Source organism: Vibrio limimangrovi, from assembly GCF_054064025.1.
Genome location: NZ_JBSUGF010000008.1, coordinates 115,865 through 140,951, shown reverse-complemented (window position 1 = coordinate 140,951; position 25,087 = coordinate 115,865). Strand labels below are relative to the sequence as shown.

Annotated in this window: 27 protein-coding genes; 15 read left to right on the top strand and 12 right to left on the bottom strand. The window is 45.2% G+C overall.

The genetic code is table 11. The annotated features are described in order from the left end of the window. The first annotated feature begins 94 nt into the window (after positions 1-94). Genes ACWYU8_RS11410 through ACWYU8_RS11390 form a run of 5 tightly spaced genes read left to right on the top strand, consistent with a single transcriptional unit; the run spans position 95 to position 5,324 of the window. Positions 95-1,714, top strand: coding sequence for an ABC transporter substrate-binding protein (locus tag ACWYU8_RS11410; RefSeq protein WP_457519689.1), 1,620 nt, complete (start codon positions 95-97; stop codon positions 1,712-1,714). Next, positions 1,714-2,676, top strand: a complete 963-nt coding sequence (locus ACWYU8_RS11405) for an ABC transporter permease (RefSeq protein ID WP_457519688.1) — start codon at positions 1,714-1,716, stop codon at positions 2,674-2,676. The genes ACWYU8_RS11410 and ACWYU8_RS11405 overlap by 1 nt, the downstream gene beginning before the upstream one ends. Further along, positions 2,663-3,550 (top strand): ABC transporter permease subunit, encoded by an 888-nt coding sequence (locus ACWYU8_RS11400; protein ID WP_457519687.1) that lies wholly within the window; start codon positions 2,663-2,665, stop codon positions 3,548-3,550. The genes ACWYU8_RS11405 and ACWYU8_RS11400 overlap by 14 nt, the downstream gene beginning before the upstream one ends. Further along, positions 3,550-4,545: a peptide ABC transporter ATP-binding protein gene (locus ACWYU8_RS11395; protein ID WP_457519686.1), complete on the top strand. Its 996-nt coding sequence runs from the start codon at positions 3,550-3,552 to the stop codon at positions 4,543-4,545. Before ACWYU8_RS11400 ends, ACWYU8_RS11395 begins: the two co-directional genes overlap by 1 nt. Then, on the top strand, positions 4,542-5,324 hold the full coding sequence (locus tag ACWYU8_RS11390; protein WP_457519685.1) for a peptide ABC transporter ATP-binding protein: 783 nt from the start codon (positions 4,542-4,544) through the stop codon (positions 5,322-5,324). Before ACWYU8_RS11395 ends, ACWYU8_RS11390 begins: the two co-directional genes overlap by 4 nt. 82 nt (positions 5,325-5,406) lie before the next feature. Here the strand turns inward: ACWYU8_RS11390 and ACWYU8_RS11385 are convergent, their stop codons facing one another. Next, positions 5,407-5,796 (bottom strand): DUF2750 domain-containing protein, encoded by a 390-nt coding sequence (locus tag ACWYU8_RS11385; protein ID WP_457519684.1) that lies wholly within the window; start codon positions 5,794-5,796, stop codon positions 5,407-5,409. A 74-nt stretch (positions 5,797-5,870) separates the two neighbouring features. Then, positions 5,871-6,776, bottom strand: coding sequence for a manganese-dependent inorganic pyrophosphatase (locus ACWYU8_RS11380; protein WP_457519683.1), 906 nt, complete (start codon positions 6,774-6,776; stop codon positions 5,871-5,873). A gap of 194 nt (positions 6,777-6,970) precedes the next feature. Here ACWYU8_RS11380 and ACWYU8_RS11375 point away from each other — a divergent pair, with 194 nt between their 5' ends. The 3 genes from ACWYU8_RS11375 to ACWYU8_RS11365 all read left to right on the top strand — a co-directional run bounded on the left by ACWYU8_RS11375 (position 6,971) and on the right by ACWYU8_RS11365 (position 9,617). Beyond that, complete coding sequence (locus ACWYU8_RS11375; RefSeq protein WP_457519682.1) at positions 6,971-8,182, top strand: putative manganese transporter; 1,212 nt, start codon at positions 6,971-6,973, stop codon at positions 8,180-8,182. Between the two features lie 248 nt (positions 8,183-8,430). Beyond that, the gene (locus ACWYU8_RS11370) at positions 8,431-9,234 is read left to right on the top strand and encodes an ABC transporter permease (protein WP_457519681.1); all 804 of its coding nucleotides are present in this window, start codon (positions 8,431-8,433) and stop codon (positions 9,232-9,234) included. A gap of 245 nt (positions 9,235-9,479) precedes the next feature. Beyond that, the gene (locus tag ACWYU8_RS11365) at positions 9,480-9,617 is read left to right on the top strand and encodes a hypothetical protein (protein WP_457519680.1); all 138 of its coding nucleotides are present in this window, start codon (positions 9,480-9,482) and stop codon (positions 9,615-9,617) included. 44 nt (positions 9,618-9,661) lie between these two features. Here ACWYU8_RS11365 and focA read toward each other — a convergent pair whose 3' ends face one another. Further along, the gene (focA, locus tag ACWYU8_RS11360; RefSeq protein WP_457519679.1) at positions 9,662-10,522 is read right to left on the bottom strand and encodes a formate transporter FocA; all 861 of its coding nucleotides are present in this window, start codon (positions 10,520-10,522) and stop codon (positions 9,662-9,664) included. Between the two features lie 302 nt (positions 10,523-10,824). On the opposite strand from focA, the gene ACWYU8_RS11355 reads away from it, so the two are divergent. The 3 genes from ACWYU8_RS11355 to ACWYU8_RS11345 all read left to right on the top strand — a co-directional run bounded on the left by ACWYU8_RS11355 (position 10,825) and on the right by ACWYU8_RS11345 (position 12,817). Continuing rightward, positions 10,825-11,061, top strand: coding sequence for a TIGR02647 family protein (locus ACWYU8_RS11355; protein ID WP_457519678.1), 237 nt, complete (start codon positions 10,825-10,827; stop codon positions 11,059-11,061). Between the two features lie 239 nt (positions 11,062-11,300). Continuing rightward, positions 11,301-12,182, top strand: a complete 882-nt coding sequence (locus ACWYU8_RS11350; protein WP_457519677.1) for an NAD(P)H-binding protein — start codon at positions 11,301-11,303, stop codon at positions 12,180-12,182. Beyond that, a complete protein-coding gene (locus ACWYU8_RS11345; RefSeq protein ID WP_457519676.1) occupies positions 12,179-12,817 on the top strand; it encodes a YdcF family protein in 639 nt (212 codons plus the stop codon). The genes ACWYU8_RS11350 and ACWYU8_RS11345 overlap by 4 nt, the downstream gene beginning before the upstream one ends. A 74-nt stretch (positions 12,818-12,891) precedes the next feature. Here ACWYU8_RS11345 and ACWYU8_RS11340 read toward each other — a convergent pair whose 3' ends face one another. Both ACWYU8_RS11340 and cysS read right to left on the bottom strand, forming a co-directional pair. Further along, positions 12,892-13,470, bottom strand: a complete 579-nt coding sequence (locus tag ACWYU8_RS11340; RefSeq protein ID WP_457519675.1) for a thymidine kinase — start codon at positions 13,468-13,470, stop codon at positions 12,892-12,894. Positions 13,471-13,557: 87 nt separating this feature from the next. Next, on the bottom strand, positions 13,558-14,940 hold the full coding sequence (gene cysS / locus ACWYU8_RS11335) for a cysteine--tRNA ligase (RefSeq protein WP_457519674.1): 1,383 nt from the start codon (positions 14,938-14,940) through the stop codon (positions 13,558-13,560). A gap of 203 nt (positions 14,941-15,143) precedes the next feature. Between cysS and ACWYU8_RS11330 the strand changes: the two genes are divergently transcribed. The 4 genes from ACWYU8_RS11330 (at position 15,144) to ACWYU8_RS11315 (ending at position 18,394) form a co-directional block, all read left to right on the top strand. Continuing rightward, positions 15,144-15,638: a peptidylprolyl isomerase gene (locus ACWYU8_RS11330; RefSeq protein WP_457519673.1), complete on the top strand. Its 495-nt coding sequence runs from the start codon at positions 15,144-15,146 to the stop codon at positions 15,636-15,638. A 60-nt stretch (positions 15,639-15,698) separates the two neighbouring features. Then, positions 15,699-16,427 carry a UDP-2,3-diacylglucosamine diphosphatase gene (gene lpxH / locus ACWYU8_RS11325; protein WP_457519672.1) on the top strand — a complete coding sequence of 243 codons (729 nt, stop codon included), beginning with the start codon at positions 15,699-15,701 and terminating at the stop codon, positions 16,425-16,427. 108 nt (positions 16,428-16,535) lie between these two features. Then, positions 16,536-17,750, top strand: a complete 1,215-nt coding sequence (locus tag ACWYU8_RS11320) for an EAL and HDOD domain-containing protein (RefSeq protein ID WP_457519671.1) — start codon at positions 16,536-16,538, stop codon at positions 17,748-17,750. A gap of 140 nt (positions 17,751-17,890) precedes the next feature. Continuing rightward, entirely contained in the window at positions 17,891-18,394 is a 504-nt protein-coding gene (locus ACWYU8_RS11315) for a YchJ family protein (RefSeq protein WP_457519670.1), read from the top strand. A gap of 405 nt (positions 18,395-18,799) precedes the next feature. Here ACWYU8_RS11315 and hisIE read toward each other — a convergent pair whose 3' ends face one another. From hisIE to hisD, 7 genes are all read right to left on the bottom strand, one after another. Next, entirely contained in the window at positions 18,800-19,435 is a 636-nt protein-coding gene (gene hisIE / locus ACWYU8_RS11310) for a bifunctional phosphoribosyl-AMP cyclohydrolase/phosphoribosyl-ATP diphosphatase HisIE (protein ID WP_457519669.1), read from the bottom strand. Beyond that, positions 19,432-20,205 (bottom strand): imidazole glycerol phosphate synthase subunit HisF, encoded by a 774-nt coding sequence (gene hisF, locus ACWYU8_RS11305; RefSeq protein ID WP_457519668.1) that lies wholly within the window; start codon positions 20,203-20,205, stop codon positions 19,432-19,434. The genes hisIE and hisF overlap by 4 nt, the downstream gene beginning before the upstream one ends. Beyond that, positions 20,187-20,924, bottom strand: coding sequence for a 1-(5-phosphoribosyl)-5-[(5-phosphoribosylamino)methylideneamino]imidazole-4-carboxamide isomerase (gene hisA, locus ACWYU8_RS11300; protein ID WP_457519667.1), 738 nt, complete (start codon positions 20,922-20,924; stop codon positions 20,187-20,189). Before hisA ends, hisF begins: the two co-directional genes overlap by 19 nt. A gap of 12 nt (positions 20,925-20,936) precedes the next feature. Continuing rightward, positions 20,937-21,551: an imidazole glycerol phosphate synthase subunit HisH gene (gene hisH, locus ACWYU8_RS11295; RefSeq protein ID WP_457519666.1), complete on the bottom strand. Its 615-nt coding sequence runs from the start codon at positions 21,549-21,551 to the stop codon at positions 20,937-20,939. A gap of 34 nt (positions 21,552-21,585) precedes the next feature. Beyond that, positions 21,586-22,659 carry a bifunctional histidinol-phosphatase/imidazoleglycerol-phosphate dehydratase HisB gene (gene hisB, locus ACWYU8_RS11290; protein WP_457519665.1) on the bottom strand — a complete coding sequence of 358 codons (1,074 nt, stop codon included), beginning with the start codon at positions 22,657-22,659 and terminating at the stop codon, positions 21,586-21,588. Between the two features lie 76 nt (positions 22,660-22,735). Then, the gene (gene hisC / locus ACWYU8_RS11285) at positions 22,736-23,776 is read right to left on the bottom strand and encodes a histidinol-phosphate transaminase (protein WP_457519664.1); all 1,041 of its coding nucleotides are present in this window, start codon (positions 23,774-23,776) and stop codon (positions 22,736-22,738) included. A 15-nt stretch (positions 23,777-23,791) separates the two neighbouring features. Beyond that, the gene (hisD, locus tag ACWYU8_RS11280; protein ID WP_457519663.1) at positions 23,792-25,084 is read right to left on the bottom strand and encodes a histidinol dehydrogenase; all 1,293 of its coding nucleotides are present in this window, start codon (positions 25,082-25,084) and stop codon (positions 23,792-23,794) included. Positions 25,085-25,087: the final 3 nt, after the last annotated feature.

Sequence of the window (25,087 nt, the reverse complement as noted above, 5' to 3'; positions counted from 1 at the left end):
CAAAGGTGTTAAATTAGCGGGATAATACTCGCTTGTTAACTCTGGATGAGTAACTTCAAGTGAAACAAGCAAGATCCAATGAACATTTCATATTATGAATGCTTTTATAAGATTATCACTGAGCCTTATCGGGATTAGCTTACTGACTGCCTGTAGCGAAGAAATCGACCATAATGATATTCGCCAAACCGGATTTGTCTTTTGCGGCCAAGGTAAGCCGAGCACATTTAACCCACAATTGATCGACAGTGGTATTACTGCTGAAGCGCTAAGCCCTCAGTTGTACAACACACTGCTTACGCTCGATTCTACATCGCATCAACCGGTAGCCAGTCTCGCAGAGAGTTGGTCTGTTACTGAAGGCGGGACAGAGTACACATTCAAACTTAAACAAGGCGTTCAATTCCAGACAACACCTTGGTTTACTCCCAGCCGTACAATGAATTCCAAAGATGTGGTGTTTAGCTTCAAACGAATCATTGATGACAGCCACCCTTTTCATGAAGTTGGTGGCGGTTTGTATCCATGGTTTGCTGGTTTGGATTTCAAAAATTTATTGCAAGACGTTATCGCTTTAGACGATAACACCGTGTTGTTTAAACTTTCAAAACCTAACTTCTCTTTCTTAGCTAATATTGCAACCAGTCATGCAGTCATTCTTTCGGCAGAATATGGACAACTACTCGCAGCTAAAGATCACAAAGAACAGATTGATCAGCTTCCTGTTGGCACAGGGCCATTTCAGTTAAAAGAGTTTCAGGTTAACGATTTAATTCGCTTAGAACGTCACCCGAAATACTGGAATTTTCCGGCAAAAATGGAGCAAGTGGTGTTTGATATCTCTCATCGAGGTACAGGTACCCTAGCGAAATTGCTGCGTAATGAGTGCGATGTGTTGTCGTCACCGATTTCCAGCCAGATCCCAATCATTCAGAAAAACGAAAACCTTGAGTTAACTGCAACGCCAGCAAACAACGTCTCATTTATCGCGATCAACACGGCAAACCAAGCACTGAGCGACTCTCGGGTACGCCAAGCTCTGAACTTGGCAATTAACCGTCAGAACATTCTGGATTCCGTCTATTACGGAACAGGTACGCAAGCCTACACGCTGCTCCCACCTAACTCCTGGGCGTATCAAAAAGACATCGTTAAGATTCGGTACGACAGAAATTACGCGCTCGCCCTGCTTCGTGAAGCTGGTTATGCAAATAACTTAGAGTTAACCATGTGGGTACCGTTGGAACCGCGCGCTTTCAACCCAAGCCCGAGAAAAACAGCCGAACTGATTCAGGCAAACTTCGCGGACATCGGGGTCAGATTGAGATTGTTGACCGATGACCGATTCGAACGTGTTGATTTAGACAACATCGACAATCTGGATTTGCTGTTAACTGGCTGGATTGGTGATACAGGAGATCCAGACAACTTCTTCCGACCGCTCTTATCGTGTGAATCTGACCGTGTTGGCCTTAACGTTTCCATGTGGTGTAACGATGACTTCAACTTTTTGCTCGATCTCGCTTTAGAGACACAAGAACAGAGATATCGTCTGAACTTATACCGTCAGGCGCAAAACATATTGAATGAAGAGTTTCCAGTCATTCCACTGGCGCATGGTGTGCAATTCCGTGTTCACGATAAATCGCTGACAGGCTTTAAATCAAGCCCTTTCAACGCACAACCATTTGATAGAGTTGAGAGAATACACTGATGTTTTTGTATACCATTCGACGATTTAACTTATTTATCATTACCTTGATGATTCTCACGCTAGTGGGCTTCTCGCTGCTTCGTCTTGACCCACTTTCACACTGGGCTCAAGTCGATTTCTGGTCTGGTTGGAAAAACTATTTAGTCAATTTATCACAACTCGATTTTGGGGTGAGCAAGCAAGGCAACGCGATCTTTGATGAGCTCACGATTGTATTTCCTGCGACATTAGAGTTGTGTTTTTTTGCGTTTCTCGTCTCACTTCTGGTTGGTATTCCACTCGGCACAATAGCGGGAATGAAACAGGGTAAATGGCTCGATACTGGTATTTCTTTTATCTCCATGTCAGGTTACTCTGCGCCGATTTTTTGGGTCGCGTTGTTACTGATTATGGTGTTCTCGCTCGAATATCAATTCTTCCCGGTTGCAGGACGATATGACCTGTTGTATGAAATCGACCATGTCACTGGATTTGCTATCGTCGATGCGTTTATGGCTGAAGGTGAATATCGTGCTCATGCGCTGCAAAGTGTTATCGATCATATGGTCTTGCCATGTCTGGTGCTGGCTCTTGCTCCTACCACTCAAGTTGTTGGTTTGATGCGTTCCTCCGTGGCCGATGTCATGAGTAAAAACTATATTCGCGCGGCAAGAATTAAAGGTCTGTCTAACAGTCAGATCGTGACTCAGCATGTGTTACGTAATGCCATTCCTCCAATCATCCCGAAAGTCGGCGTACAGCTATCAAGTATGATTACCTTAGCCATTATTACTGAATCTGTGTTTAACTGGCCTGGCATTGGCCGTTGGTTATTGGACGCTTTGGCAAATCAAGATTACGTATCTATCCAAGCTGGCGTGATGGTGCTGGCAACGCTGGTTCTAACTGCAAATATCCTGTCGGATTTGATTGGTGCCATGATTAATCCTCTGGTGAGAAAGGAATGGTATGCTAACAAATAACGTTTATCAGGAAGAACATATTCCGACTCAGTTCGAACGCTTCTGGCGAAGCTACCGTGCAAACGGCTTGGCCATGTTCGGTTTGTGGTGCCTGTTGTTTATTGTATTAGTCACCTTATTTGCCCCTTTAATTGCGCCATTTGATCCCCAGGCTCAATCTGGAGAGTTGCTGGTTCCGCCTTCTTGGTCACCATCAGGTTCTGTCGACTATTTCTTAGGAACCGACGACCTGGGGCGAGATATTTTGTCACGTCTGATAACGGGATCTCAGCTAACTTTCGGCGCCGCAGTCGGCATTACCGCGATCGCAGCTGTCGTCGGTTGCCTGATAGGTGTACTCGCAGGTATGACCAAAGGCCTGCTGTCGAGTACGTTGAACCACCTACTCGACACTGTGATGTCTATTCCTTCGCTACTATTGGCGATCATATTCGTCGCCTTTCTTGGCTTCGGCGAATTTAATATTTTGCTCGCTATTTGTTTGGCGCTGATTCCTCGCTTTATTCGTTCGGTCTATATTGCAGTGCACACGGAAGTAGAAAAAGATTACATCATGGCTGCTCGTCTTGATGGGGCGAATGACTTCTACTTATTATGGAGTTCAATACTGCCTAACGTACTAACCGTTATCGCCGCCGAGCTTACACTGGCTCTGTCTACCGCGATATTAGACATCACTGCACTTGGCTTCCTGGGATTAGGTGCGCAAGCTCCAAGTACCGAATGGGGCGCAATATTGGGGGACTCTGTAGAACTTATTTATATTGCACCCTGGACGGTAACCCTTCCTGGCCTGACCATCATGTTCACCGTCATTACGCTAAACTTAGTAGGTGAAGGTATACGACGAGCACTTAGTGCGGGGATCGAATAATGCCATTATTAGACATTCGTCATCTAACCATTGAAATTGAAACGCCTCAGGGAATGGTTAGAGCAGTTGATAGAATGAGCCTAACGTTAAACGAAGGTGAAATACGTGGCTTGGTTGGAGAGTCAGGCTCGGGGAAAAGCCTTGTCGCAAAAGCTATAGTCGGCGTTAACAAGGATACCTGGCGAATCACTGCTGACCGAATGCGTTTAGGCAACATTGATTTGTTACAACTGACGCCGAAAGAACGTCGTCGGGTGATTGCACGTGATATCGCGATGATATTTCAGGAACCTTCGACTTGTTTGGATCCGTCGGAAGAAGTTGGCCGACAACTAATAGAGTCGATTCCTTCTCGCTCATTTGATGGTAAATGGTGGGAACGATTCAAATGGCGTAAAAAACAAGCCATTGCCCTGCTCCATAAAGTGGGTATCAAAGATCACAAACGCGTAATGAACAGCTATCCTTACGAGCTAACTGACGGTGAGTGTCAAAAGGTCATGATCGCTATGGCGATTGCTACCAAGCCTAAATTGCTGATTGCCGACGAGCCAACCAACGACCTCGACCCGATAACTCAGTCACAAATCCTGCGTCTGTTGAGTCGAATGAATCAGCTCAACAACACCACGATATTGCTGATCGGCCACGATTTAACCACGATTACACAGTGGGCGGGCCGTATTACTGTGATGTACTGTGGTCAATCCGTAGAATCAGCGGATACCCACAAAATCATCGCAGAACCTAAGCACCCTTATACCGATGCACTGCTGAAAGCGATGCCTGATTTCAATGATTGGGTGCCCCACAAACAGAAGCTCCAATCTCTACCGGGGTCGATTCCACCATTGCAGCATTTGCCTATTGGTTGTCGGTTGGGACCACGTTGCCCGTACGCGCAAAAGCAATGTGTTGAAATCCCTCACACGAAAACCATTAAAAATCATAAGTTCAACTGCCACTTTCCATTGAATACGGAGAAAAAATCATGAGTGCGTTACTTGAAGTCGATAACCTGTCGAAACAGTTTGTCACGCGCTCAAGTTTTTTTAAACGTCGGGTCAATGTTGCTGTAAAACCCGTAAGCTTTACTCTGGAGCCAGGACAAACCATCGGTTTTATCGGTCAGAACGGTTCAGGTAAATCAACGCTCGCCCGCATGCTTGCTGGTGTCGTTAAGCCAAGTTCAGGTGAAATCCGGGTCAATGGTGAACGTTTAGAACATAAAGATTATGCGACCCGCTGTAAGCTGATCCGCATGATTTTTCAGGATCCAAATACCTCTCTGAATCCTCGAATTCAAATTGGTCGTATTTTAGAAGGCCCGCTGAAGCGAAACACAAATATGCCGCCAGATGCGCGAATAAAGCGTGTAAAAGAGACGCTCCTTCGTGTCGGTCTGCTTCCTGAACACGCCTATTTTTACCCGCAAATGCTCGCCGCAGGTCAAAAGCAGCGTGTTTGTCTGGCTCGTGCGCTGATACTTCAGCCGTCCATCATTGTGGCAGATGAAGCATTAAACGGTTTGGATATGGCGATGCGCTCTCAGATTCTTAACTTATTCTTAGAGTTACAAGAAGAGATGGGACTCTCTTTCGTTTACGTATCTCAGCACATCGGGGTAGTTAAACACATCACCGATAAAGTGATGGTCATGCATGAGGGAGAAGTCGTCGAATGTGGTGACACGAATCAGGTACTCACTCATCCAGAGCATACTATCACGCAGCGCTTAGTAGAAAGTCATTTCTACAAGGCGCCAAACCACTAACTTTGTGTTAGAAAGTATGTAAAAAGCCTGCGTCACTGCAGGCTTAGTTAATTGGGGAGCGAGTTAACCCGTCTTTATGGCATTAGCGTTTGCCAGCGAACTTACGAAGCTCAAAATCAAATTCATCCGGAAACAGAACCACCCCCTCTTCTTTCTGGTTTGGAAAAACCACGACTGACAGTTCGTCCTCTTCCAACCCAGTGGTCCAACGGCTATGCCATTTATTCAGCGAAATGGCTTCTGGCTCGCAGTTTTCCCATTCTCCTGTCGCCCACTGCTGTGCAAACTCTTGATTCGGCCATACAGGGACACAATCGTCATCTTCTGTATTGAGCATTACACAGCCGTGTTCATCTTTTAGAATCCAGACTTGGCGATTGGCGACGATCTCTTTAACACAGTACTTTAATCGTTGCTCTTCATTGTAACGATTGATGGTATCCATCTGCTCTTGGGTCAATGCCTCAGACATATTCGTCTCCTGTTTCCCTAGAAAAATGCCCACCTTAAGGCGGGCATCTAAATTATAAGCGGATAATGAGGAAATTACGCAAGTTCAGTTTGCAGCCAAGGCCAACCTTGCTTCTTGCGGCTTAGGGTATTTTCCATCATTAGCATGCCGTCGTTCTCGTGCTTAACCAGTTTCTCAGACCACTCACCTTTGTATAGAAGACGAGTTTGAGCAGTAGTAATGTCTGTTAGCATCACAGCTGCAAATGCCAGATTGTCGTTCGCACAGCGATCTTCTAGATCTTGCTCAAGTGCTTCGATCATGCCATCAACTTGCTCTAGAGTTGCAAGCTCAACCTGACCAACAACAACGTCACGACCGTTGAATGGGTAACCTTTCAGGTCTTTTTCTACTAGTTGAGCAGCAGACAAACCTTCGATGTTTGTTTTCGCGATAAGAAGATCTTTAGTGAATGCGTCAACGTCAGCAACATCAGCAATTTGCGCTAGCTCTGCAACCGCATCTTTATCTTTTTGCGTACATGTTGGCGAAGCGAAACCTACGGTGTCAGACAGGATAGCTGACATCATTAGTTTAGCGATTTGTGGTTTGATTGCGTGACCTTCAATCTTGAACATGTTGAATAGAACGGTGTTCGTACAGCCAACTGGCCAGATCCATGCTTCCATTGGGTTCACTGTCATCACATCACCTAGGCGGTGGTGGTCAACGATGCCCGCTATTTCAGCTTCAGCGATGTCGTCTGGTGCTTGTGCTAGATCTGAGTAATCGACTAGCCAAACGGTCTCACCCGCTACTGAAGTGCGTAGTTCTGGAACTTCTGCGCCAGCTACTTCTAGAATGTGCTGAGTTTCACGGTTGATTTCACCCTGACGAATCGGCATTGCTTCAACGCCACGCGCCTTAAGAAGTTCAGTTGCAACTAGTGCACTACAAATACTGTCACTGTCTGGGTTCTTATGACCTACAACTAGAATCATGTTTCTTCCTATTCAAGTCAATTTTATACGCTTCCGAATGGTGGCACTGAGTACCGTGGAAGCTGTTTGCTCACAAAGGCCCGTACTTTACCTGATTTGTCGGGCTTTGACACGAAGAAAAGTGCATTACTCAGTTGCGAATAAATCTCTCTCAAGTAAAATGATAACCATTCCTATTTGCATTTAAGTTTACTATGAACGCAACACGATTTTTGCATTCTGCTCAGCAACTACTTCAGCCTGCTCAGTTCCGGCTTACTTATAAACGGCTGCTTATTCCAATCTTCATGCTGACTTTATTGCTTGATGAAAGCAGTCGTGAAGTTGCCGTTACCACGTTGTCCAATTCATTCTGGGCTGTCTCGTGTTATGTCTGCATGACTCTGGTGATTTATCATTACGTGTCTCAATTCATGTCAGAGACCAATCGCTTTACGGAACTCTACCGCCACTCTCAAAGCTATCAGGTATTTTTTGCCGCTCTGCTTGGCGCCCTGCCTGGCTGCGGCGGTGCAATTGTTGTTACCACGCAGTTTATTAGTGGACGAGTCGGCTTTGGTGCCATTGTCGCGGTGTTGACGTCAACGATGGGTGATGCTGCGTTTTTGCTGCTCGCGGCTAAACCTGTCGTCGGTATTGGTGTCATCACAATAGGGATCGTAGTGGGGACAATTTCTGGATTAGTCGTGAACGCTGTTCACAAAGCAGATTTTTTGCGTCCAGTGCATAAGGCAACAACAGCAACATCTGGCTATCAAGGAGACAGCGAGCAGTACAGCATTCATGAACAACAGGCCATTAATTTGCAAGGGACATTTTGGAAGTGGCTGATTGTACCGACCAGCATTATCGCACTGATGATGTCTTTCCAACTGGATATCAATAAGTTGCTTCACTTACCAACAAATACCATTGAATGGATTGGCGCGATTTTTTCGGTAATGACGATGTCACTTTGGGCATTGACTAGAGAGTTAGGCAGCTACCAATCAACCGTATCAGAAGATGAGAAAATCATAGATTCGCATCCACTCCAGAAAGCAGCGCAAGATACTAATTTCATCAGTGCTTGGGTCATTATGGCGTTTATTACGTTTGAATTTACCACCTACTTCGCGGGTGTGGACGTAGCCGCTTCACTATCTAATTGGGGGATCTGGATGCCATTGGCTGGCTTGTTGATTGGCATACTACCTGGTTGTGGGCCGCAAATTTTGGTGACAAGTTTATACCTGTCTGGTGCTGCACCGTTTTCTGCACAAATCGCCAATGCAATCTCAAACGATGGTGATGCGCTGTTCCCTGCAATTGCGATGGCGCCTAAAGCGGCTTTTGTCGCCACTATTTATTCATCTATTCCTGCATTTTTTGTTGGGTACGGATATTACTTTTTATTTGAGATTTAACGGTAACCAAGCCCTGTTGAGTAAAAAACACCCGACCTAAAGCCGGTATTACGTTTTTCACCACATTCAATTTTATTTTCATCACTCATTCATGGTATTTAATAACTCGAGGCACATTCGAGTTTATATCGGATAAAAGCCAATTTATATAAACAAATTGATAATAAACACGGGTATAAGACCTCTATTTAAAAATGCCATAAAAATAGCTTCTTAGGGTGGATGTGGCGGCAATTTAAGGAGTAATGATGAACAGCGTGGTCGATATAAGCTGGGTAAAACTTGCGATTTTTAGTCTGATTTTACTCATCCCTCTGGCGATTAACTATCGCTATAAGTTGGGGGTTGCAAAAGATACCGCGGTCAGTGTTGTTCGTATGGCAGTGCAACTGATATTGATTGGTATGTACTTAGAGTACCTTTTCCACCTAAATAGCTTTCTGATCAATATGTTATGGCTAGCCGTCATGCTTCTGGTTGGCGCAAGCACGATTGCCGGTAAAGCTCGTTTACCCAAAAAGCCACTAATGCTGCCTCTGATCTCTGGGCTCATTTGTGGTCTGATTCCGCTTCTTATTGCTATGACGGTGGGTCTGGTTCAGCCAACTCCTCTTTACAATGCTCAATACATGATTCCCCTTGCAGGCATGCTGTTAGGGAACAGCCTGAGCAGTAATATAATCGCACTGCAAACTCTGTTTACCGCGTTTGAAGAGCGAAAGATGGAATACGAAGCAGCGTTGTCTCTCGGAGCTTCCCCAAAATATGCTTCCTTTCCCTTTGTGCAAGAGGCACTGAGAAAATCAATGGCTCCGGTCTTAGCCTCAATGACGGCAATGGGCCTCGTCACTCTGCCAGGGATGATGACGGGACAAATTTTGGGGGGCGCAAGCCCTTTAGTTGCGATAAAGTATCAATTGGTGATCATGTTAGCGATTTTCGTCATGCTCAGTATCTCTGTCGCAATAACATTAGAAATGACACTGAGTTCGGTACAAACCAAGGAAGGACGAATCAGAGTAAAAATTGAACAAAAAAATCCAACAAAATAAGCTCATATCACTCGCATATAAGCGCTTATTTTTATACTATTTTTGGTGCCCTGTTAGATACACACTATCTTTGAGACAGGTTATCCACAGAAAATGTGGATAAACAGGGAAAACACATACGCAATCATAAACATAAGAGCTTGTCTGGAAAAAACTTTTTCCAACATACAATGGTCACATTTTGATCACCTCGTTGACATACTCTAGTTTTACATTGCAGGGAGTAGCAAAAAGGAGCAACTAACATGGATGTATTAATGGTCTCTGAAAAGTACGATGAATTATTGTCTGACGCGCCGTTAGAGTGGCTTGTTCAAGTACCAAATGAAATGACTTCCCATTGGATCCCAATCGAGTTCGGAATCAACGAAGAGCTGGTTTAACAGGCAAAAGAAAGGCGAGCTATCAACGCTCGCCTTTTTAGTCATTATCGCAAATGCTTGTTTTCATCACGCAAGTAAATCATCCAATACCACATGCCAACGAATACGCCACCGCCGATGATGTTGCCCAACGTTACAGGGATGAGATTATTGATGATGAAGCCCGTCATGTTCAAATCGGCATAGTTTGCGATATCGGCTCCAGTCATCTGCCAGAACGCATCAGGGGCAAAGTATTTAATACCAATTGCCATTGGGACTTGGAACATATTCGCGATACAGTGTTCAAAGCCAGCAGAAACGAACATTGCCACTGGTAGAATCATCACTACGATCTTATCGGTTAACGTACGTCCGCTGAATGTCATCCAAACCGCAATACACACTAAGACGTTACACATAATACCTAGCGCGACAGCCTGGAAGAAACCGTGGTGTAATTTATGCTGAGAGATCGCCATGGCATTAAGGCCAACTTGCCCGCCATCAAACATGTATTGCTTGCTCACCAACATCAAAGCCACCAGCATGATCGCTCCGGCCATATTGCCAAAGTAAACCACAAACCAGTTTTTAACTAAGATTTTCCATGTGATTTTGCCACTCGCTCTTGCGACCAGAGTCAACACTGAACTGGTGAAAAGTTCGCCACCTGTAACCACAACAAGAATAAGGCCGAGACTGAACGCGAGACCACCGATTAGGCGAGTCATACCCCAAGGTAAATCCCCTGCCCCCGTTGTCACTGTGGTATAGAAAATGAAGGCAATACCAATATGAAGCCCTGCGGAGATGGCAAGTAAGAAAGATTTCGCAGGCGCTTTCGTCGCTTTACCTACACCAACTTCGGCAGCGCGTTCAGCAGCTTGCGGCGGTAATAATGAGTCGAACTGATTGATATCCATAGCAGCGTCACATTTAGAAACATTTAACGTGGCGGCGATAATCGCTCTATTTTCTTACTTTTTCAAGGGCTATTTGGCATGTTAACTAAAAATAGTGTTAGTGGGATTCGCATCGCCAATTATTGTCTTAAAAAACGATAAGTCATATCTGTCTTTGATATATGACAAGAATATTTTTTTTCGAACGAAAATTCCGCTTCTTATCAGTCTGATAGTAATACAGTTAACACTTCTTATGGTTTTGTGTTGCTCAAGTACGCTTTTAAGACTAGCTTGGATAAAAAAGCGCAAAGGAATTATTTATGAAATATTCAGCTGAACACGTAGCCGAACTGAACCTACTTCTTCAATTTGATTTAACCAGTGCAGCGACGGGCATTAAAGTTCACAAAGATGCGTCAGAAGAAGCTCAGGCAGCGATTGGCCGTCTTTATGAGAAGAAACTGTGCACACAGCCTGATGGTGGCTACTTAACCGATGAAGGCATTGAAGTCGCTGAGCATGCAGATAAAATCTTACGAGTTCTAATCGCGAACTAATTACCCACTCCAAATATTGAAAATGCCACCATCAAAGGTGGCATTTCCATGTCCAGCCAATAAGTATATATCCAAGTCATTCTTGCTGAATCTGGCATCTCGAGGTTGTTTGGGTATACACTTATCTTATTTACTGCTCTAGACAAACCGAGATTAGGCTATACCAATCAATCAGTTCACTGCCTATACGTCTGATACATTGGCACGACAAAACTAATCCTTTTCGTTGCAAAGCCAATATGACGCCAATACTCTTATTTAGAGCGACTGTAATTAAGTTAGGGAAACACAAAATGGCAAACACATTGATCGTCGGTGCGGGTTGGCTCGGTACTCCGCTTGCACAATCCTTAATCAACGAGGGGCATAATGTTGTTGTTACTCGCCGCAGCCAGGAAAGATTGGATGAATTACCGTCCGAATTAACTCACGCTGAACTTCTCGATCTCAATCAAGCAAACGCAGAGATAAAACTGCCCGAATTGATTTTACGTCATAAAATACAACGTATTGTCGGTGCGTTCCCTCCTGGTTTCCGCAAAGGCGCTGGAGACGAGTACGCCAAACAATGGGCAACGCTGGTAAATGTGGCAAAGCAACACGATATCGAAAAGCTGGTGATGATCAGCTCCACCACGGTCTACCCAAATCTTCCATCTGACATGAGAGAAGAATCTGCCTCTCTCGCGTTAGCGCAAAACCATCCTAATTTTTCTGAGAATGCTCAAATCATGCTTAAAGCAGAGCAATCCGTCATTGATTCTGGGATCAGTTATGCCATCTTGCGTTGCAGCGGATTAATCGGTCCAGATCGACACCCAGCACGCTTTGCGATGCGACTTAAGCAAGTTAGCCGTAAAGCGCCGGCAAATATGTTGCATCAGACTGATGCGGTTGCTGCGGCAAAATTTGCACTCGACAATCTGGATAACCAAATCGTCAATGTGACAACGCCCAATACCGTCAGCAAAGCTGAGTTTTATCAGGCTGCGATAATAAAAAGTGGTACCGACATCGCTTTACCGCCAGTGACCGAAGATTCGGATAAACGGATTTTGGCCGACAAACTCATTTCGCTAGGCTATCAATTCCGATTTAATTCGACTCTGGATGCACTATGAAGCTATACCAACACATTGAAACACTGTGGGACTACATGCAGCTCAAGCATAAACTTCAGCCGGCAGAGTGTTTATTTGTCATGTGCAGTAACGACGTTCGCGTTGCAGAACACGCCGCAGCGCTTTATCACCAACAGCTCGCACCGTTGATTGTGTTCTCTGGTGGTCAGGGTCGGTTCACCGATGGTTTGTTCGACAAGAGTGAAGCCGAAACCTTTTCTGATATAGCGCGTGTGGCTGGCGTCCCAAGCGATGCGATATTGTTGGAAACCCAATCAACAAATAGTGGTGAAAATGTCCGCTTTACTGAGCAGTTGTTTAAAGATAAAGGTATACAGTGCGACTCGTTCATTTTGGTACAAAAGCCATTTATGGAACGTCGAGCTATCGCCACCTTCGAAAAGCAGTGGCAATCTCCCTATTCACATCTGCAAGTAAGCTCTACTGCTCACCCATTTTTTGAGTACATGAATGAAGACATGCCTCTGATGATGGTGTTAGAAGCGCTTATGGAAGATTTTTCACGCGTCAAATCGTACCCTGAGAAAGGTTTTCAAACCGAGCAAGTCATTCCAGAAAACGTCGAGTTGTCTTATCAGGCGTTGCGTGCGAGATTCGGTTTTGGCTTAGCTTAAACCCGACAAGATTTGTAATGAAAAAGCCACCGAATTCGGTGGCTGATAAGTTTTTGGATTGCAAATTAAGGAAATTACTTGCCTAACGCTTCTTTGTAATGCTGACGGCAGACAGATACGTAACGATCATTGCCACCAATCGCAACTTGGTCACCCTCTTTAATCGCAATACCATGCTCGTCAGTACGAATCACCATATTGGCCTTACGACCACAGTGACAGATTGTTTTCAGCTCAACCAGCTTGTCAGCCCATGAGAGTAAATACTTGCTGCCTTCAAAAAGTTCGCCAAGAAAATCGGTACGAAGGCCATAACAAAGTACAGGAATATGCAGCTTATCCACCACCTCGGTCAATTGATATACCTGCTCTTTCGACAAGAACTGGCATTCATCAACAAGAATACAGTGAAGTTTCTTTGCTTCGTTTAGTGCCGCAATCTCTTGATATAAGTTGGTATCCTGGCGGAACAAATGCGCGTCCGACTGTAAACCAATTCTCGAACTCACTTTGCCCACACCATAGCGGTCATCCAGTGCTGCCGTGAAAATGACGGGAGTCATGCCGCGTTCCTGATAGTTAAATGAAGATTGAAGAAGAGTCGTCGATTTACCCGCATTCATCGCAGAGTAATAGAAATACATCTGAGCCACAGAGCATTACCTGAAGTTAAAGTTATTAATTTATCGAAATGAAAATAAAAGGGCTGAATTACCAGCCCTTTAGAAAAGAAAATTCAATTACTTACGACGCCAAATTGTCCCTTCTGGACCATCTTCTAATACGATACCCATTTCAGTCAGCTTGTCGCGTGCCATGTCGGCATTTGCCCAGTCTTTGGCTGCACGAGAGTCGTTACGCAGTTTGATCAGAGCTTCGATTTCTGCCACTTCGTCGTCATTACCTGCATCACCTTTCAGGAAGGCTTCAGGGTCTTGGTAAAGAATACCGATAACGTCCGCAAGCTCGCGCATTAATGCACCAAGCGCACTCGCCTTCTCAATGCTTTCCGTTTTAAGGCGGTTTACTTCACGAGCCATATCGAACAGCACTGAATAAGCCTCAGGCGTGTTGAAATCGTCGTTCATCGCATTTGTGAAACGAGCAACGTACTCGGCACCACCAGCAGGTGCGGCTTTTCGATCAAGACCACGTAAAGAAGTATACAGACGCTCTAATGATGCGCGTGCTTGGTTTAGGTTATCTTCACTGTAGTTTAGTTGGCTACGGTAGTGACCAGACATCAGGAAGTAGCGTACTGTCTCTGCGTCGTAGTGACTTAATACATCACGAATCGTGAAGAAGTTACCCAGTGACTTCGACATTTTCTCTTTGTCGACCATCACCATGCCGCTGTGCATCCAAGTGTTCACGTACTTAGTATCGTGTGCACAGCAAGACTGAGCGATCTCATTCTCGTGGTGAGGAAACTGAAGATCAGAACCGCCACCATGGATATCAAAGTGATGGCCAAGAATTGAAGAGTTCATCGCAGAACATTCAATATGCCAACCTGGACGGCCCGGGCCCCATGGAGATTCCCAAGTAGGCTCACCTGGCTTAGACATTTTCCAAAGAACGAAGTCCAGCGGGCTGCGTTTCGCTGTTTCGATATCTACACGAGCACCTGCCTGTAGCTGATCCAAATCTTGCTTAGACAGTTTGCCATACTCGTCAAACTTACCAACTTCAAACATCACGTCGCCATTATCAGCAACGTATGCAAAACCACGTTCAATCAGCTTTTCAACCAATGCGATGATTTCTGCAATGAATTGTGTCGCGCGAGGTTCAACATCTGGGCGCTTCATGTTCAGTGCATCAAAGTCAGTGTACATTTCACCGATCAGGCGCTCAGTCAATGAATCACAAGATTCACCGTTTTCTGCTGCACGCTTGATGATTTTATCGTCGATATCCGTGATATTACGGACAAATGTCAGATCATAACCTAAGTAACGCAGGTAGCGAGACACGACATCAAAAGAAACAAACGTACGACCGTGGCCGATGTGACAGAGATCGTATATGGTAACCCCACAGACATACATGCCGACTTTGCCAGCTGTAATTGGTTTGAATTCCTCTTTTTGTCTTGTGAGTGTGTTATATATCTTTAACATGATCTCTATCTATGATTGTGAATGAATACAAGAAGGCCGAGTATAACAACTCCGACCTTATTAGGTAATAGCAATTAACCGATAAAACGATAATCGGCTAAACTTCAAGCACAAAACGATTAATTTCTTCTTCCCGAGTTTTTAATGCGTTACAACTTAGGCTAGAATCTCGGGCTCAATACAACACAGTAAAGGACAGTAGCATGATCACCCTTCACACTAATTTTGGTGACATCAAGATTCAACTAAACGATGAGAAAGCGCCTGAAACAAGCGCAAATTTCCTACAGTACTGCCGCGACGGTTTTTACGACAACACACTTTTCCACCGCGTTATTGATGGTTTCATGATCCAAGGTGGTGGCATGGAGTCAGGTCTGCGTGAAAAAGCAACACGTGCACCTATCAAAAACGAAGCAAACAACGGTCTAAGCAACAAAGTGGGTACACTTGCGATGGCACGTACTATGGAGCCGCATTCAGCTAGCTCTCAATTCTTCATCAACGTGAACAACAACACGTTCCTGGATTTTCGTAGCGAAAGCCTGGACGGTTGGGGTTACTGTGTATTCGGCGAAGTTGTAGAAGGCATGGACGTGGTAAACCAAATCAAAGGCGTTAGCACTGGTTCTTACGGTATGCACCAAGACGTACCACTAGAAGACGTGGTAATCACTGGTACAACAATCGAAGAGTAATTCTTACGAATTATTCCCACCACTTAATTGAATGGGGAGGCATCGCCTCCCCTTATTTCTATGACAACATTATTTATATCAGACCTGCACCTTACGCCGTCACGCCCTGACATAACCGAATGTTTTGTGACCTTTATGCGTACTGAGGCCAAGCACGCCGATGCACTTTACGTATTAGGTGATCTTTTCGAGTTTTGGGTTGGTGACGACGACAAAACCCCTTTCGCAAACAAAATTCGAGCTGAATTTAAAAACCTGACTGACCGTGGTGTTCCGGTATTTTTTATTCAGGGAAACCGTGATTTTCTGTTGGGTAAACGTTTTTGCAAACAGACAGGCATTACGCTTCTTGATGATGTATGCACCATAGACCTGTACGGTACAAAAGCGGTGATCCTGCATGGCGACACACTTTGCACCGACGATGTTGATTATCAAAAGTTTCGCAATACGGTTCATCAACCTTGGTTACAATGGGTGTTCAACCGTATTCCATGGTTTTTAAAGAAAAAAATTGTCGCAAGAGTCCAATCGGATATCCGAGACGATAAACATACCAAACCGATGGAAATTATGGATGTGAACCAAACGGAAGTAGAAAATGTGATGTCTCAATATTGCGTCAACCTTATGATTCATGGTCATACACACCGTCCAAACACCCATATTTTTGAAGTAAATGGCGAGCCAAAGAAACGGATAGTTTTGGGAGATTGGTATACGCAAGGTTCGGTTTTACAAGTAAATTTTGATGGTTTTGATCTACAAACAAGACCTTTCAAGCGATAATTTACGCAAAACCGATTGGGAGCTTACAATATTCGGACATAAAGCATAGATATTTTACGAAAAATCGTTATCATCTTATTACTCAGTTAAGCAAAATGAAGTACCTAATTGAAGTATTCTTACGTAGCCCGCCAACCCATTCTTGATAGAGAAAGACGTACCATTGGTTACGAACTTCTCTTCCGAGACGGTCCTAAAAATACCTTCCCTGAAGTAGATCCAGAGCTGGCTACCAGTCGACTGCTGTCCGACCACTTTTTGTCGACGCATTACAACACATTGGGTAACAAACTTGGTTTTGTTAACTTTCCGCAGCAGAGCCTGATAAATCTTGTTCCAACTCTTTTTCCAAAAGACTCTCTGGTTATAGAAGTACTAGAGGATTGCGAGCCAACGGAAGAACTTTTGGGAGCGATAAAACATCTCCATAAATGTGGCTATCGAATTGCGTTGGATGATTTCGTCCCCACTATAGAATGGAAACGCTTTCTTCCTTACGTATCGATGATTAAGTTTGATATTCGCGTGATTTCAATATCAAAAGCGGCGATTTTTATTCAATCCCTTAGTCATTATAAAATTGAATTTCTCGCCGAAAAAGTGGAAACCTATGAGGAGTTTGAACAAACTCTTGAAGCTGGTTTTGATTACTTTCAGGGTTACTTTTTTAGTAAACCTGAAATGATAAAGAAAAAAAGCATCAAACCCTCATTTTTGGCAGTTATCCAATTGTGTAAAGAGATTGCTGACAAACCGATCGACTTTGATGAAGTCGAACGACTCCTCTCCATTGATATAACGCTTTCCTACAAGTTGCTCACTTACGTCAACTCTGGTTATACCCTCACCACAAAAATTAAATCTTTCAGACAAGCTCTGATTTATCTCGGTGAAGACCGTTTACGCCGTTTTATATCGCTCGTCGCTATCGCTTCGGTACGAGACGATAAACCAGATTCGTTATACACACTTGCTATCCAGCGAGCCCGTATGTGTGAGCTTCTGCTGAGCCTGATGAAAACAAAATATGATCCCGGGCAAGCTTTCCTAATTGGCATGTTCTCACTATTGGACTCTCTGCTCGATCAGCCACTTGCAGATGTTATTGCAGACATTCCGGTAGACGACGATATCAAACTCGCTCTAACGAGCCGAAAAGGGGTTTTAGGCTATCTTCTCTCAATGACTATTTCTTACGAGCAGGCCGAGTGGGAACGGGTTGAAAAATACTGCGCCGCTCTGAAACTCACTGATAAACAACTTGCTGAAGCATTCGATCAATCTACCGCTTGGGCTCAGGAATTGCTTTCTCAGGCTGCATGAATCGGCTTAGCTAAAGAAGTTAAATGCACAAGGTTTTGTGACCGTCGTTTGGGTATATAATGTCCCCCTAGCTCACTTACGTGAGTCCGTTTATTTTATCGCTTTATTCGTATCGATTAATTCAATTGAGATTTCTTTTTATGGCTTCTTCTTGCCCTTGCGGCTCTAATCAGACTTACAAGCAATGCTGTGAGCTCGCCCATACCAATCACTCTGATGTCAAAACACCCGAGCAATTAATGCGCTCACGCTACAGTGCCCATGTTCTGGGTTTAGTGGACTACGTTATTGCAACTTATCACCCGAGTTGTCATGCAGAAGAGCAACGTGAAAGTATTGCGCAATCTATTGATAGTGACTGGTGCAAACTAGAAGTAATGAAATCGGAAGCGGGAAGCAGCGAAAATGAAGGGTTCGTTGAGTTCAATGCCTATTTCAAGGAGGACGGCAAACAATACTGCCTGAGTGAGCGTTCACGCTTTGTAAAAGAAAATGGTCTTTGGTTCTACATTGACGGTACATTCCCAGAAGAAGAACCAGCTCAAGATCCACGTCTGAGCCAACCAGTAAGCAGTCTGAAAGTCGGCCGTAACGACCCATGTATTTGTGGCAGCGGTAAGAAGTTTAAGAAGTGTTGTGGGTAGAAGCAAGATCCTAGGTCCTAGGATTTTAGGGCCTAGAAGAGTCTGCTGGGAATAAAGCGATAAACGTAGATTCCTTTATTTGCTTTTTTGGAATACTGATTACTGAATACAGAACTTCGCAACACCTTCCGTAATCTGTAAGCGAAGCGTTCCGTATTCCAAAACAACAAGCACCTGAGCTTGCACTTCTAACTGCAACCAGGTCCTAGGTTCTAGAATCCTAGGTCCTAGAGGGAGCTTGTTGGTATTACGAATACAAAGGTTTACTTTTCAGTACTCTGTAATCCGTATTCCAAGACAACAAACACCAGAACTTACGTTTATCACTGAACTGGCCGCATTCTCCCCTAGAACCTAGGACCTAGGACCTAGGACCTAGGGTCTGATAAACCTAGGCCCTATTTCTTACTTATGACGCTCTTTAAGCTTGTTTACCACGTCGTTCATCGACAGACCTTGGTCTTGCAGCAAGACCATTAAGTGATAAATCAAATCCGCCGATTCACACACTAGTTCCGCCTTGTCACCCGACGTTGCCGCAAGCGCGACTTCAACGCCCTCTTCGCCCACTTTCTGCGAAATACGCTTGGTGCCACGGGCATAAAGACTAGCGGTATAAGAGGACTCTGGGTCGGCGTTCTTGCGGGCAGCCAGTAGCTGCTCAAGTTGATGAAGCCACACCATTTGTGACTCTTCTTGCGGATCGCCATCCCAGCATGTTGTGGTGCCTGTGTGGCACGTTGGCCCAATCGGATTTACCTTTACCAACAAAGTATCGTTGTCACAATCCAGTGAGATATTCACTAACTGAAGAACGTTGCCAGAGGTTTCCCCTTTGGTCCACAAACGCTCTTTAGTGCGAGAGAAAAACGTGACTTGACCGGTTTCACCTGTTTTAACCAGTGCGTCCTGGTTCATGTACCCCATCATCAAGACTTGGCTAGACTGGAAATCCTGAACGATAGCAGGTACCAGACCGTCCACCTTCTCCCAGTTGATTCGCTCTTGTAGCGAACTTACTTCGGCGGCTGCAAAACTCATACTCGTACCTCTATACCTTGCTGTTTTAAATACTGTTTCAACTCGCCAATATTGATGACTTGCTTGTGGAATACTGACGCGGCTAATGCGCCGTCAACATTCGCTTTTTGGTAAGCCTCTGCGAAGTGCTCCATCGCACCAGCGCCACCGGAAGCAATCAGAGGTACCTTACACACTTCACGTACCATGTTGAGCTGGTCGATGTCATAACCGTTACGGACGCCATCCTGGTTCATCATGTTCAATACGATTTCACCAGCACCACGCTTTTGCACTTCTTGCACCCAATCACGAGTTTCCCATTGAGTCGCTTTAGTACGAGCCTCATCACCCGTGAACTGATAAACCTGATATTTACCTGTGTCCTTGTCATAGTATGAGTCAATACCCACTACGATACATTGAACACCAAATTTATCTGCCAGGTCAGTAATGAGTTGTGGATTCGCCAGCGCCGGAGAGTTAATGGAAACTTTATCGGCACCAAACTCTAAAATGCGTGCGGCATCTTCTGCCGACTTAATGCCACCAGCGACACAGAAAGGAATGTCGATGACTTCAGCTACGCGCTTCACCCAGCTTTTATCAACCACACGACCATCGCTGGATGCAGTGATATCGTAAAACACCAGTTCATCTGCGCCTTCTTCCGCGTAACGCTTTGCCAGAGGAACAATGTCACCAATGATTTCGTGGTTACGAAACTGAACGCCTTTAACCACCTGACCATCTCGGACATCAAGACATGGAATTATTCGCTTTGCCAACATGCAAACGCCTCCTCTGCTGTAAATTTACCATCTAGCAACGCACGGCCAACGATCACACCAGCAACACCGCTACCTTTTAGTGCTTCAATGTCGGCCAGTGAGCCGATACCACCTGAAGATTGAAATTGTACCTGAGGGTACTGTTTGCAAAGATCCACGTACAACTCAACATTGGAGCCTTCTAGTGTTCCGTCACGGGAAATGTCCGTGCAAAGCACGTGCTTAAGGCCAACCGTAAGATAATCGTCGATCAGAGCTTCAATCGTGACGCCTGAATCTTCCTGCCAGCCAGAAATAGCCACTTTACGTGTACCATCCTGATCAATGTTGATATCCAGCGCCAGAACAATTTTCTCTGCGCCGTATTTTTCCATCCAGCCTTTTACTAGCTCTGGCTGTTTAACTGCTGTAGAACCGACTACGACACGCTGAGCGCCAGCTTCAAGTAAATCTATAACGTCCTGCTCACTGCGAACGCCGCCACCAATCTGAATATTCGCTGGCGTGCTTGCTAATAGTTTTGCAATCAGGTCTAGCTGACGTGCTGACGTGTCTTTCGCGCCAGTTAAATCCACTAAGTGCAACCAATTTGCACCTGCCTGATGGTACAGGTTGAACTGCTCTGCCGGGTCGACTTTGTATTCGGTTACCTGGCCGTAATCGCCTTGGTATAGACGAACCACCTGTCCTTCAATTAAATCAAGAGCTGGAATAATCACACTAAATCCCTTTTATAATTCTAAGAAGTTTTGAATAAGCTTCGCGCCCGCTTTTGAAGAACGCTCAGGGTGGAACTGCACTCCGTAGTAGTTACCGCTCTGTACAGCCGCTGTAAACGGATTACCGTAATCGCACTCTGCAATCGTGTAATCACCCACTGGCATTGCAAAGCTGTGTACAAAGTAGAAGTACTCGCCCTCTTCGATGCCTTTGAACAGAGGATGACCCGCTTTCGCTGAAACGGTATTCCACCCCATATGAGGCAGTGGCAAATCGCCGGTTTGAAGCAATTTCACTTCACCGTCACAAAGGCCTAAACACTCGACTAACTCGTCTGCTTTCTGGCCCTTTTCCTGAGAAACTTTACCCAGAAGTTGCATGCCAAGACAGATGCCAAGCAGCGGTTTCTCTACTTGTTTAACCAAACCAATCAGATCACGCTCTTCAAGGTTTTTCATTGCTTCACTTGCCGTTCCCACACCCGGCAAGAAGAGTTTATCCGCTGACAATACGACTTGTGGGTCTTTTGAAACGGTAACCTTGTAGCCAAGACGCTCGATGGCAAATTTCACCGAAGAAACGTTGGCACAGCCAGTATCAATAATCACAACTTTCTGTTCTGTCACTGTACTCTTCTCCTATCTGCTTTAAGGAATGACCTTAAAGAACGCCTTTACTACTTGGTAACTCATTACCTTCAACTTTGATGGCCTGACGTAAAGTACGGCCAAACGCTTTAAACAGGCTTTCAATGATGTGGTGATCGTTATCACCTGCTGAAGAAAGGTGTAGTGTACAAGCCAAGGTATCGGTTAAAGAACGGAAGAAGTGCACCACCATTTCAGTAGAGAGATCGCCTACTTGATCACGGCCAAATTCTGCGTCGAACTTGAGGTATGGACGACCAGATAAATCCAGCGCACATTGTGCAAGACACTCATCCATTGGCAAACTGAAACCAAAGCGACCAATACCACGCTTGTCACCCAGAGCTTCTTTCAATGCCTGACCAAGTGCCAGTGCTGTATCTTCAATGGTGTGGTGATCATCGATGTGAAGATCCCCTTCTACTTTACACACAAGCTGGAAACCACCGTGGGTTGCGATCTGATCCAACATGTGGTCAAAGAAGCCCAGACCCGTTGAAATATCGTTACCGCCTTGCTCATCAAGATTAACCGCTACTTTGATGTCGGTTTCTTTGGTAGTACGAGTGACTTGTGCAACACGTGCCTTCACAGTAAGGTCTTTTAGGATTTGCTTCCAGCCCATCGTCTCTGGATTGTACTGAATACCTCGAATCGCCATATTTTCAGCAAGTTGAAGATCCGTTGGACGGTCACCAATCACAACCGAGTTTTGGAAGTCCACTTTGCCGCCCTGAAGGTACTCTTTCACCATACCCAATTTCGGCTTACGGCAAGAACAGTTTTCGTCGTCAAAGTGAGGACAGATAAGAACATCATCAAACTTCACGCCTTGAGATTCGAAAATCTCCATCATCATATTGTGTGGCGCATCAAAGTCTTCTTGTGGGTAGCTATCCGTACCCAGACCATCTTGGTTGGTGACCATCACTAAACGGTAGCCTGCATCCTGAAGAGCCAGCAGACTTGGGATCACGTATGGCTCTAGTTTCAGCTTATCTAAACGGTCTACTTGAAAATCAATCGGCGGCTCAACAATCAGTGTGCCGTCACGGTCAATAAAAAGGATTTTTTGTTGTTTGCTCACTAGAACATCCTTATTGCTAATCTTGTTTGGCTCCCACTCTATCGTGAGAGCAAGGTAACTTTATGGCTTTACAGCTTTACGAATAGTAGTTTCGAATGAAACCAAGTGTCTTTTCGCATTCTTCGCGATTACCGACACTGATTCGTACACAGTTTTCAATTGGTGAGTTACGTAAAATAATGCCTGTATCCCATGCGCCTTTAAACAAGGCGTCACCATCTGGGAACTTAACAAGCAGGTAGTTCCCCCACCCTTCGTTCACCTCAACACCCGGAATCATTGATAATCCAACTTGTAAGTAGGCACGGTTCGCATTGAGGTCAAGCACCTGATACTTAGCACGAGCTAAGCCTGCTTCTGATAATGCTTGAATTGCAATCTCTGCAACTGGCACCGGCACTGGGTATGGTGCGATAACCTTAAGAAGTACATTAATCAGCTCTTCATTCGCAAGCGTAAATCCACAACGCAGACCAGCCAGCGCAAATGCTTTAGATAACGTGCGAAGAATCGCTAAGTTAGGATATTGCTCTAACAAATCAACCGTTGACGCTTCTGGACAAAAATCAATGTAGGCTTCGTCCATCACGACAATCGCGCGATCTTTGGTCATTTCAAGCAGTGAAAGGATGTCTTCGCGCTTGACCAAATTACCCGTCGGGTTGTTTGGTGAACACACAAACACAAGTTTCACGTTGTCGAGGTTGGCTTCAATTCCAGCCAGATCAAGTTGCCAGTCTGAAGTCAGAGGAACTGTCTTGCGCTCAACACCAAACGTTTCTGCACTGATCGCGTACATACCGTAGGTTGGCGGACAGTAAAGAATGGCATCTTTACCCGGTTCGCAGAACGCACGCACGAGTAGCTCAATCCCTTCATCGGCACCGCGCGAAGTAAGCGTTTGTTCAGGTTTGACACCTGCGTAAGCGGCATAGGCTGCAATTAACGCTTTTGGCTGACATTCACTGTAACGGTTAAGACGAGCAAAATCCGTTTTGTATTCATTGTTAAACGGTGACTCATTGGCATTTAGCCATACGTCACCCGTACCACCGATACGGCGAGCAGATAAATAAGGAGTTAATTCCTGGACTTGTTTACGCGCTAGCTTTTCCATCTCAATATTTCCTTCTTACTTCGCTGCCAATTTTTCTACACGAATCGTAACGGCACGCTTGTGTGCGTCTAAGCCTTCTGCTTCCGCCATAGTTACAACTGTTGGAGCCAGATTCTTAAGACCTTCTGCAGACAACTCCTGAACGGTCATTCGTTTAGAGAAGTCCGCCAAGCCAAGGCTTGAATACGTACGAGTGTATCCGTAAGTCGGAAGCACGTGGTTGGTACCTGAAGCATAGTCACCAGCAGATTCAGGAGACCAGTCACCCAAGAAAATAGAACCTGCGTTGTCAAGCAGTGGCAGCAGCTCGCGCGGATTCTTTGTTTGTACAATTAAGTGTTCAGGACCGTAAAAGTTAGAGATTGAAACCGCCTGTGTTAACGATTCAGCGATAATAATCAAACTTGATGCCAGTGCCTTTTCAGCAATGCCCGCACGAGAAAGTTCCTTCAACTGACGTTGTACCGCATCCGTCACTTTATCTGCAACGATTGGTGAAGGAGTGACCAGAACCACTTGCGAATCAGGACCGTGTTCCGCCTGGCTAAGTAGATCAGCGGCAATAAAGTCAGGATCAGCGGTTTCATCGGCAAGCACCAGTACTTCAGACGGACCAGCTGGCATGTCAATTGCTGCACCACGGAAGTCATTACTTACCTGACGTTTTGCTTCAGTAACGTACGCATTACCTGGGCCAAAAATCTTATCAACTTTAGAAACCGTCTCCGTTCCGTACGCCATCGCAGCAACAGCTTGACCACCACCAACGTTATAAACTTCATCAATACCACAAAGTTTCGCTACGTAGAGGATTTCATCAGCAATCGGCGGCGGAGAACACAATACCACTTTGCGGCAACCCGCGATTTTTGCAGGGACGCCAAGCATCAGAACAGTCGATGGTAATGGAGCGCTACCACCCGGAATGTATAAACCCACCTTTTGGATTGGGCGTGTGACTTGCTCACACATTACACCTGGCTGTGTCTCGACTTTAATCGGCTGCGGCTTCTGTGCTTTGTGAAACTTAGCGATGTTTGCATAAGCTTGCTCAAGCGCGTTTTTCATGTTTTCTGAAAGACGTGCTGAAGCTGCATCAATTTCTTTTGCCGAAACGCGAATTGAATCCGGTGTGACTCGGTCAAATTTCTCTGTCAGCTCGATAAGTGCGGCATCACCTTCGCTACGTACTTTCGCGATAACTTCAGCAACGGCAGCAGTAATATTCGCACCTTCCGTGATAGCTGGGCGCTCTAAAATCGAATCTTGTTGATTTTCACTGAGTGATTGCCAGACGACTGTTCTCATCGT

Excerpts from the sequence above, each read along its gene's own strand:
- ACWYU8_RS11410 (WP_457519689.1), top strand. The coding sequence starts at position 95 with ATGAATGCTTTTATAAGATTATCACTGAGCCTTATCGGGATTAGCTTA.
- ACWYU8_RS11405 (WP_457519688.1), top strand. The coding sequence starts at position 1,714 with ATGTTTTTGTATACCATTCGACGATTTAACTTATTTATCATTACCTTG.
- ACWYU8_RS11400 (WP_457519687.1), top strand. The coding sequence starts at position 2,663 with ATGCTAACAAATAACGTTTATCAGGAAGAACATATTCCGACTCAGTTC.
- ACWYU8_RS11395 (WP_457519686.1), top strand. The coding sequence starts at position 3,550 with ATGCCATTATTAGACATTCGTCATCTAACCATTGAAATTGAAACGCCT.
- ACWYU8_RS11390 (WP_457519685.1), top strand. The coding sequence starts at position 4,542 with ATGAGTGCGTTACTTGAAGTCGATAACCTGTCGAAACAGTTTGTCACG.
- ACWYU8_RS11385 (WP_457519684.1), bottom strand. The coding sequence starts at position 5,796 with ATGTCTGAGGCATTGACCCAAGAGCAGATGGATACCATCAATCGTTAC.
- ACWYU8_RS11380 (WP_457519683.1), bottom strand. The coding sequence starts at position 6,776 with ATGATTCTAGTTGTAGGTCATAAGAACCCAGACAGTGACAGTATTTGT.
- ACWYU8_RS11375 (WP_457519682.1), top strand. The coding sequence starts at position 6,971 with ATGAACGCAACACGATTTTTGCATTCTGCTCAGCAACTACTTCAGCCT.
- ACWYU8_RS11370 (WP_457519681.1), top strand. The coding sequence starts at position 8,431 with ATGAACAGCGTGGTCGATATAAGCTGGGTAAAACTTGCGATTTTTAGT.
- ACWYU8_RS11365 (WP_457519680.1), top strand. The coding sequence starts at position 9,480 with ATGGATGTATTAATGGTCTCTGAAAAGTACGATGAATTATTGTCTGAC.
- focA (WP_457519679.1), bottom strand. The coding sequence starts at position 10,522 with ATGGATATCAATCAGTTCGACTCATTATTACCGCCGCAAGCTGCTGAA.
- ACWYU8_RS11355 (WP_457519678.1), top strand. The coding sequence starts at position 10,825 with ATGAAATATTCAGCTGAACACGTAGCCGAACTGAACCTACTTCTTCAA.
- ACWYU8_RS11350 (WP_457519677.1), top strand. The coding sequence starts at position 11,301 with ATGACGCCAATACTCTTATTTAGAGCGACTGTAATTAAGTTAGGGAAA.
- ACWYU8_RS11345 (WP_457519676.1), top strand. The coding sequence starts at position 12,179 with ATGAAGCTATACCAACACATTGAAACACTGTGGGACTACATGCAGCTC.
- cysS (WP_457519674.1), bottom strand. The coding sequence starts at position 14,940 with ATGTTAAAGATATATAACACACTCACAAGACAAAAAGAGGAATTCAAA.
- ACWYU8_RS11330 (WP_457519673.1), top strand. The coding sequence starts at position 15,144 with ATGATCACCCTTCACACTAATTTTGGTGACATCAAGATTCAACTAAAC.
- lpxH (WP_457519672.1), top strand. The coding sequence starts at position 15,699 with ATGACAACATTATTTATATCAGACCTGCACCTTACGCCGTCACGCCCT.
- ACWYU8_RS11315 (WP_457519670.1), top strand. The coding sequence starts at position 17,891 with ATGGCTTCTTCTTGCCCTTGCGGCTCTAATCAGACTTACAAGCAATGC.
- hisIE (WP_457519669.1), bottom strand. The coding sequence starts at position 19,435 with ATGAGTTTTGCAGCCGCCGAAGTAAGTTCGCTACAAGAGCGAATCAAC.
- hisF (WP_457519668.1), bottom strand. The coding sequence starts at position 20,205 with ATGTTGGCAAAGCGAATAATTCCATGTCTTGATGTCCGAGATGGTCAG.
- hisC (WP_457519664.1), bottom strand. The coding sequence starts at position 23,776 with ATGGAAAAGCTAGCGCGTAAACAAGTCCAGGAATTAACTCCTTATTTA.
- hisD (WP_457519663.1), bottom strand. The coding sequence starts at position 25,084 with ATGAGAACAGTCGTCTGGCAATCACTCAGTGAAAATCAACAAGATTCG.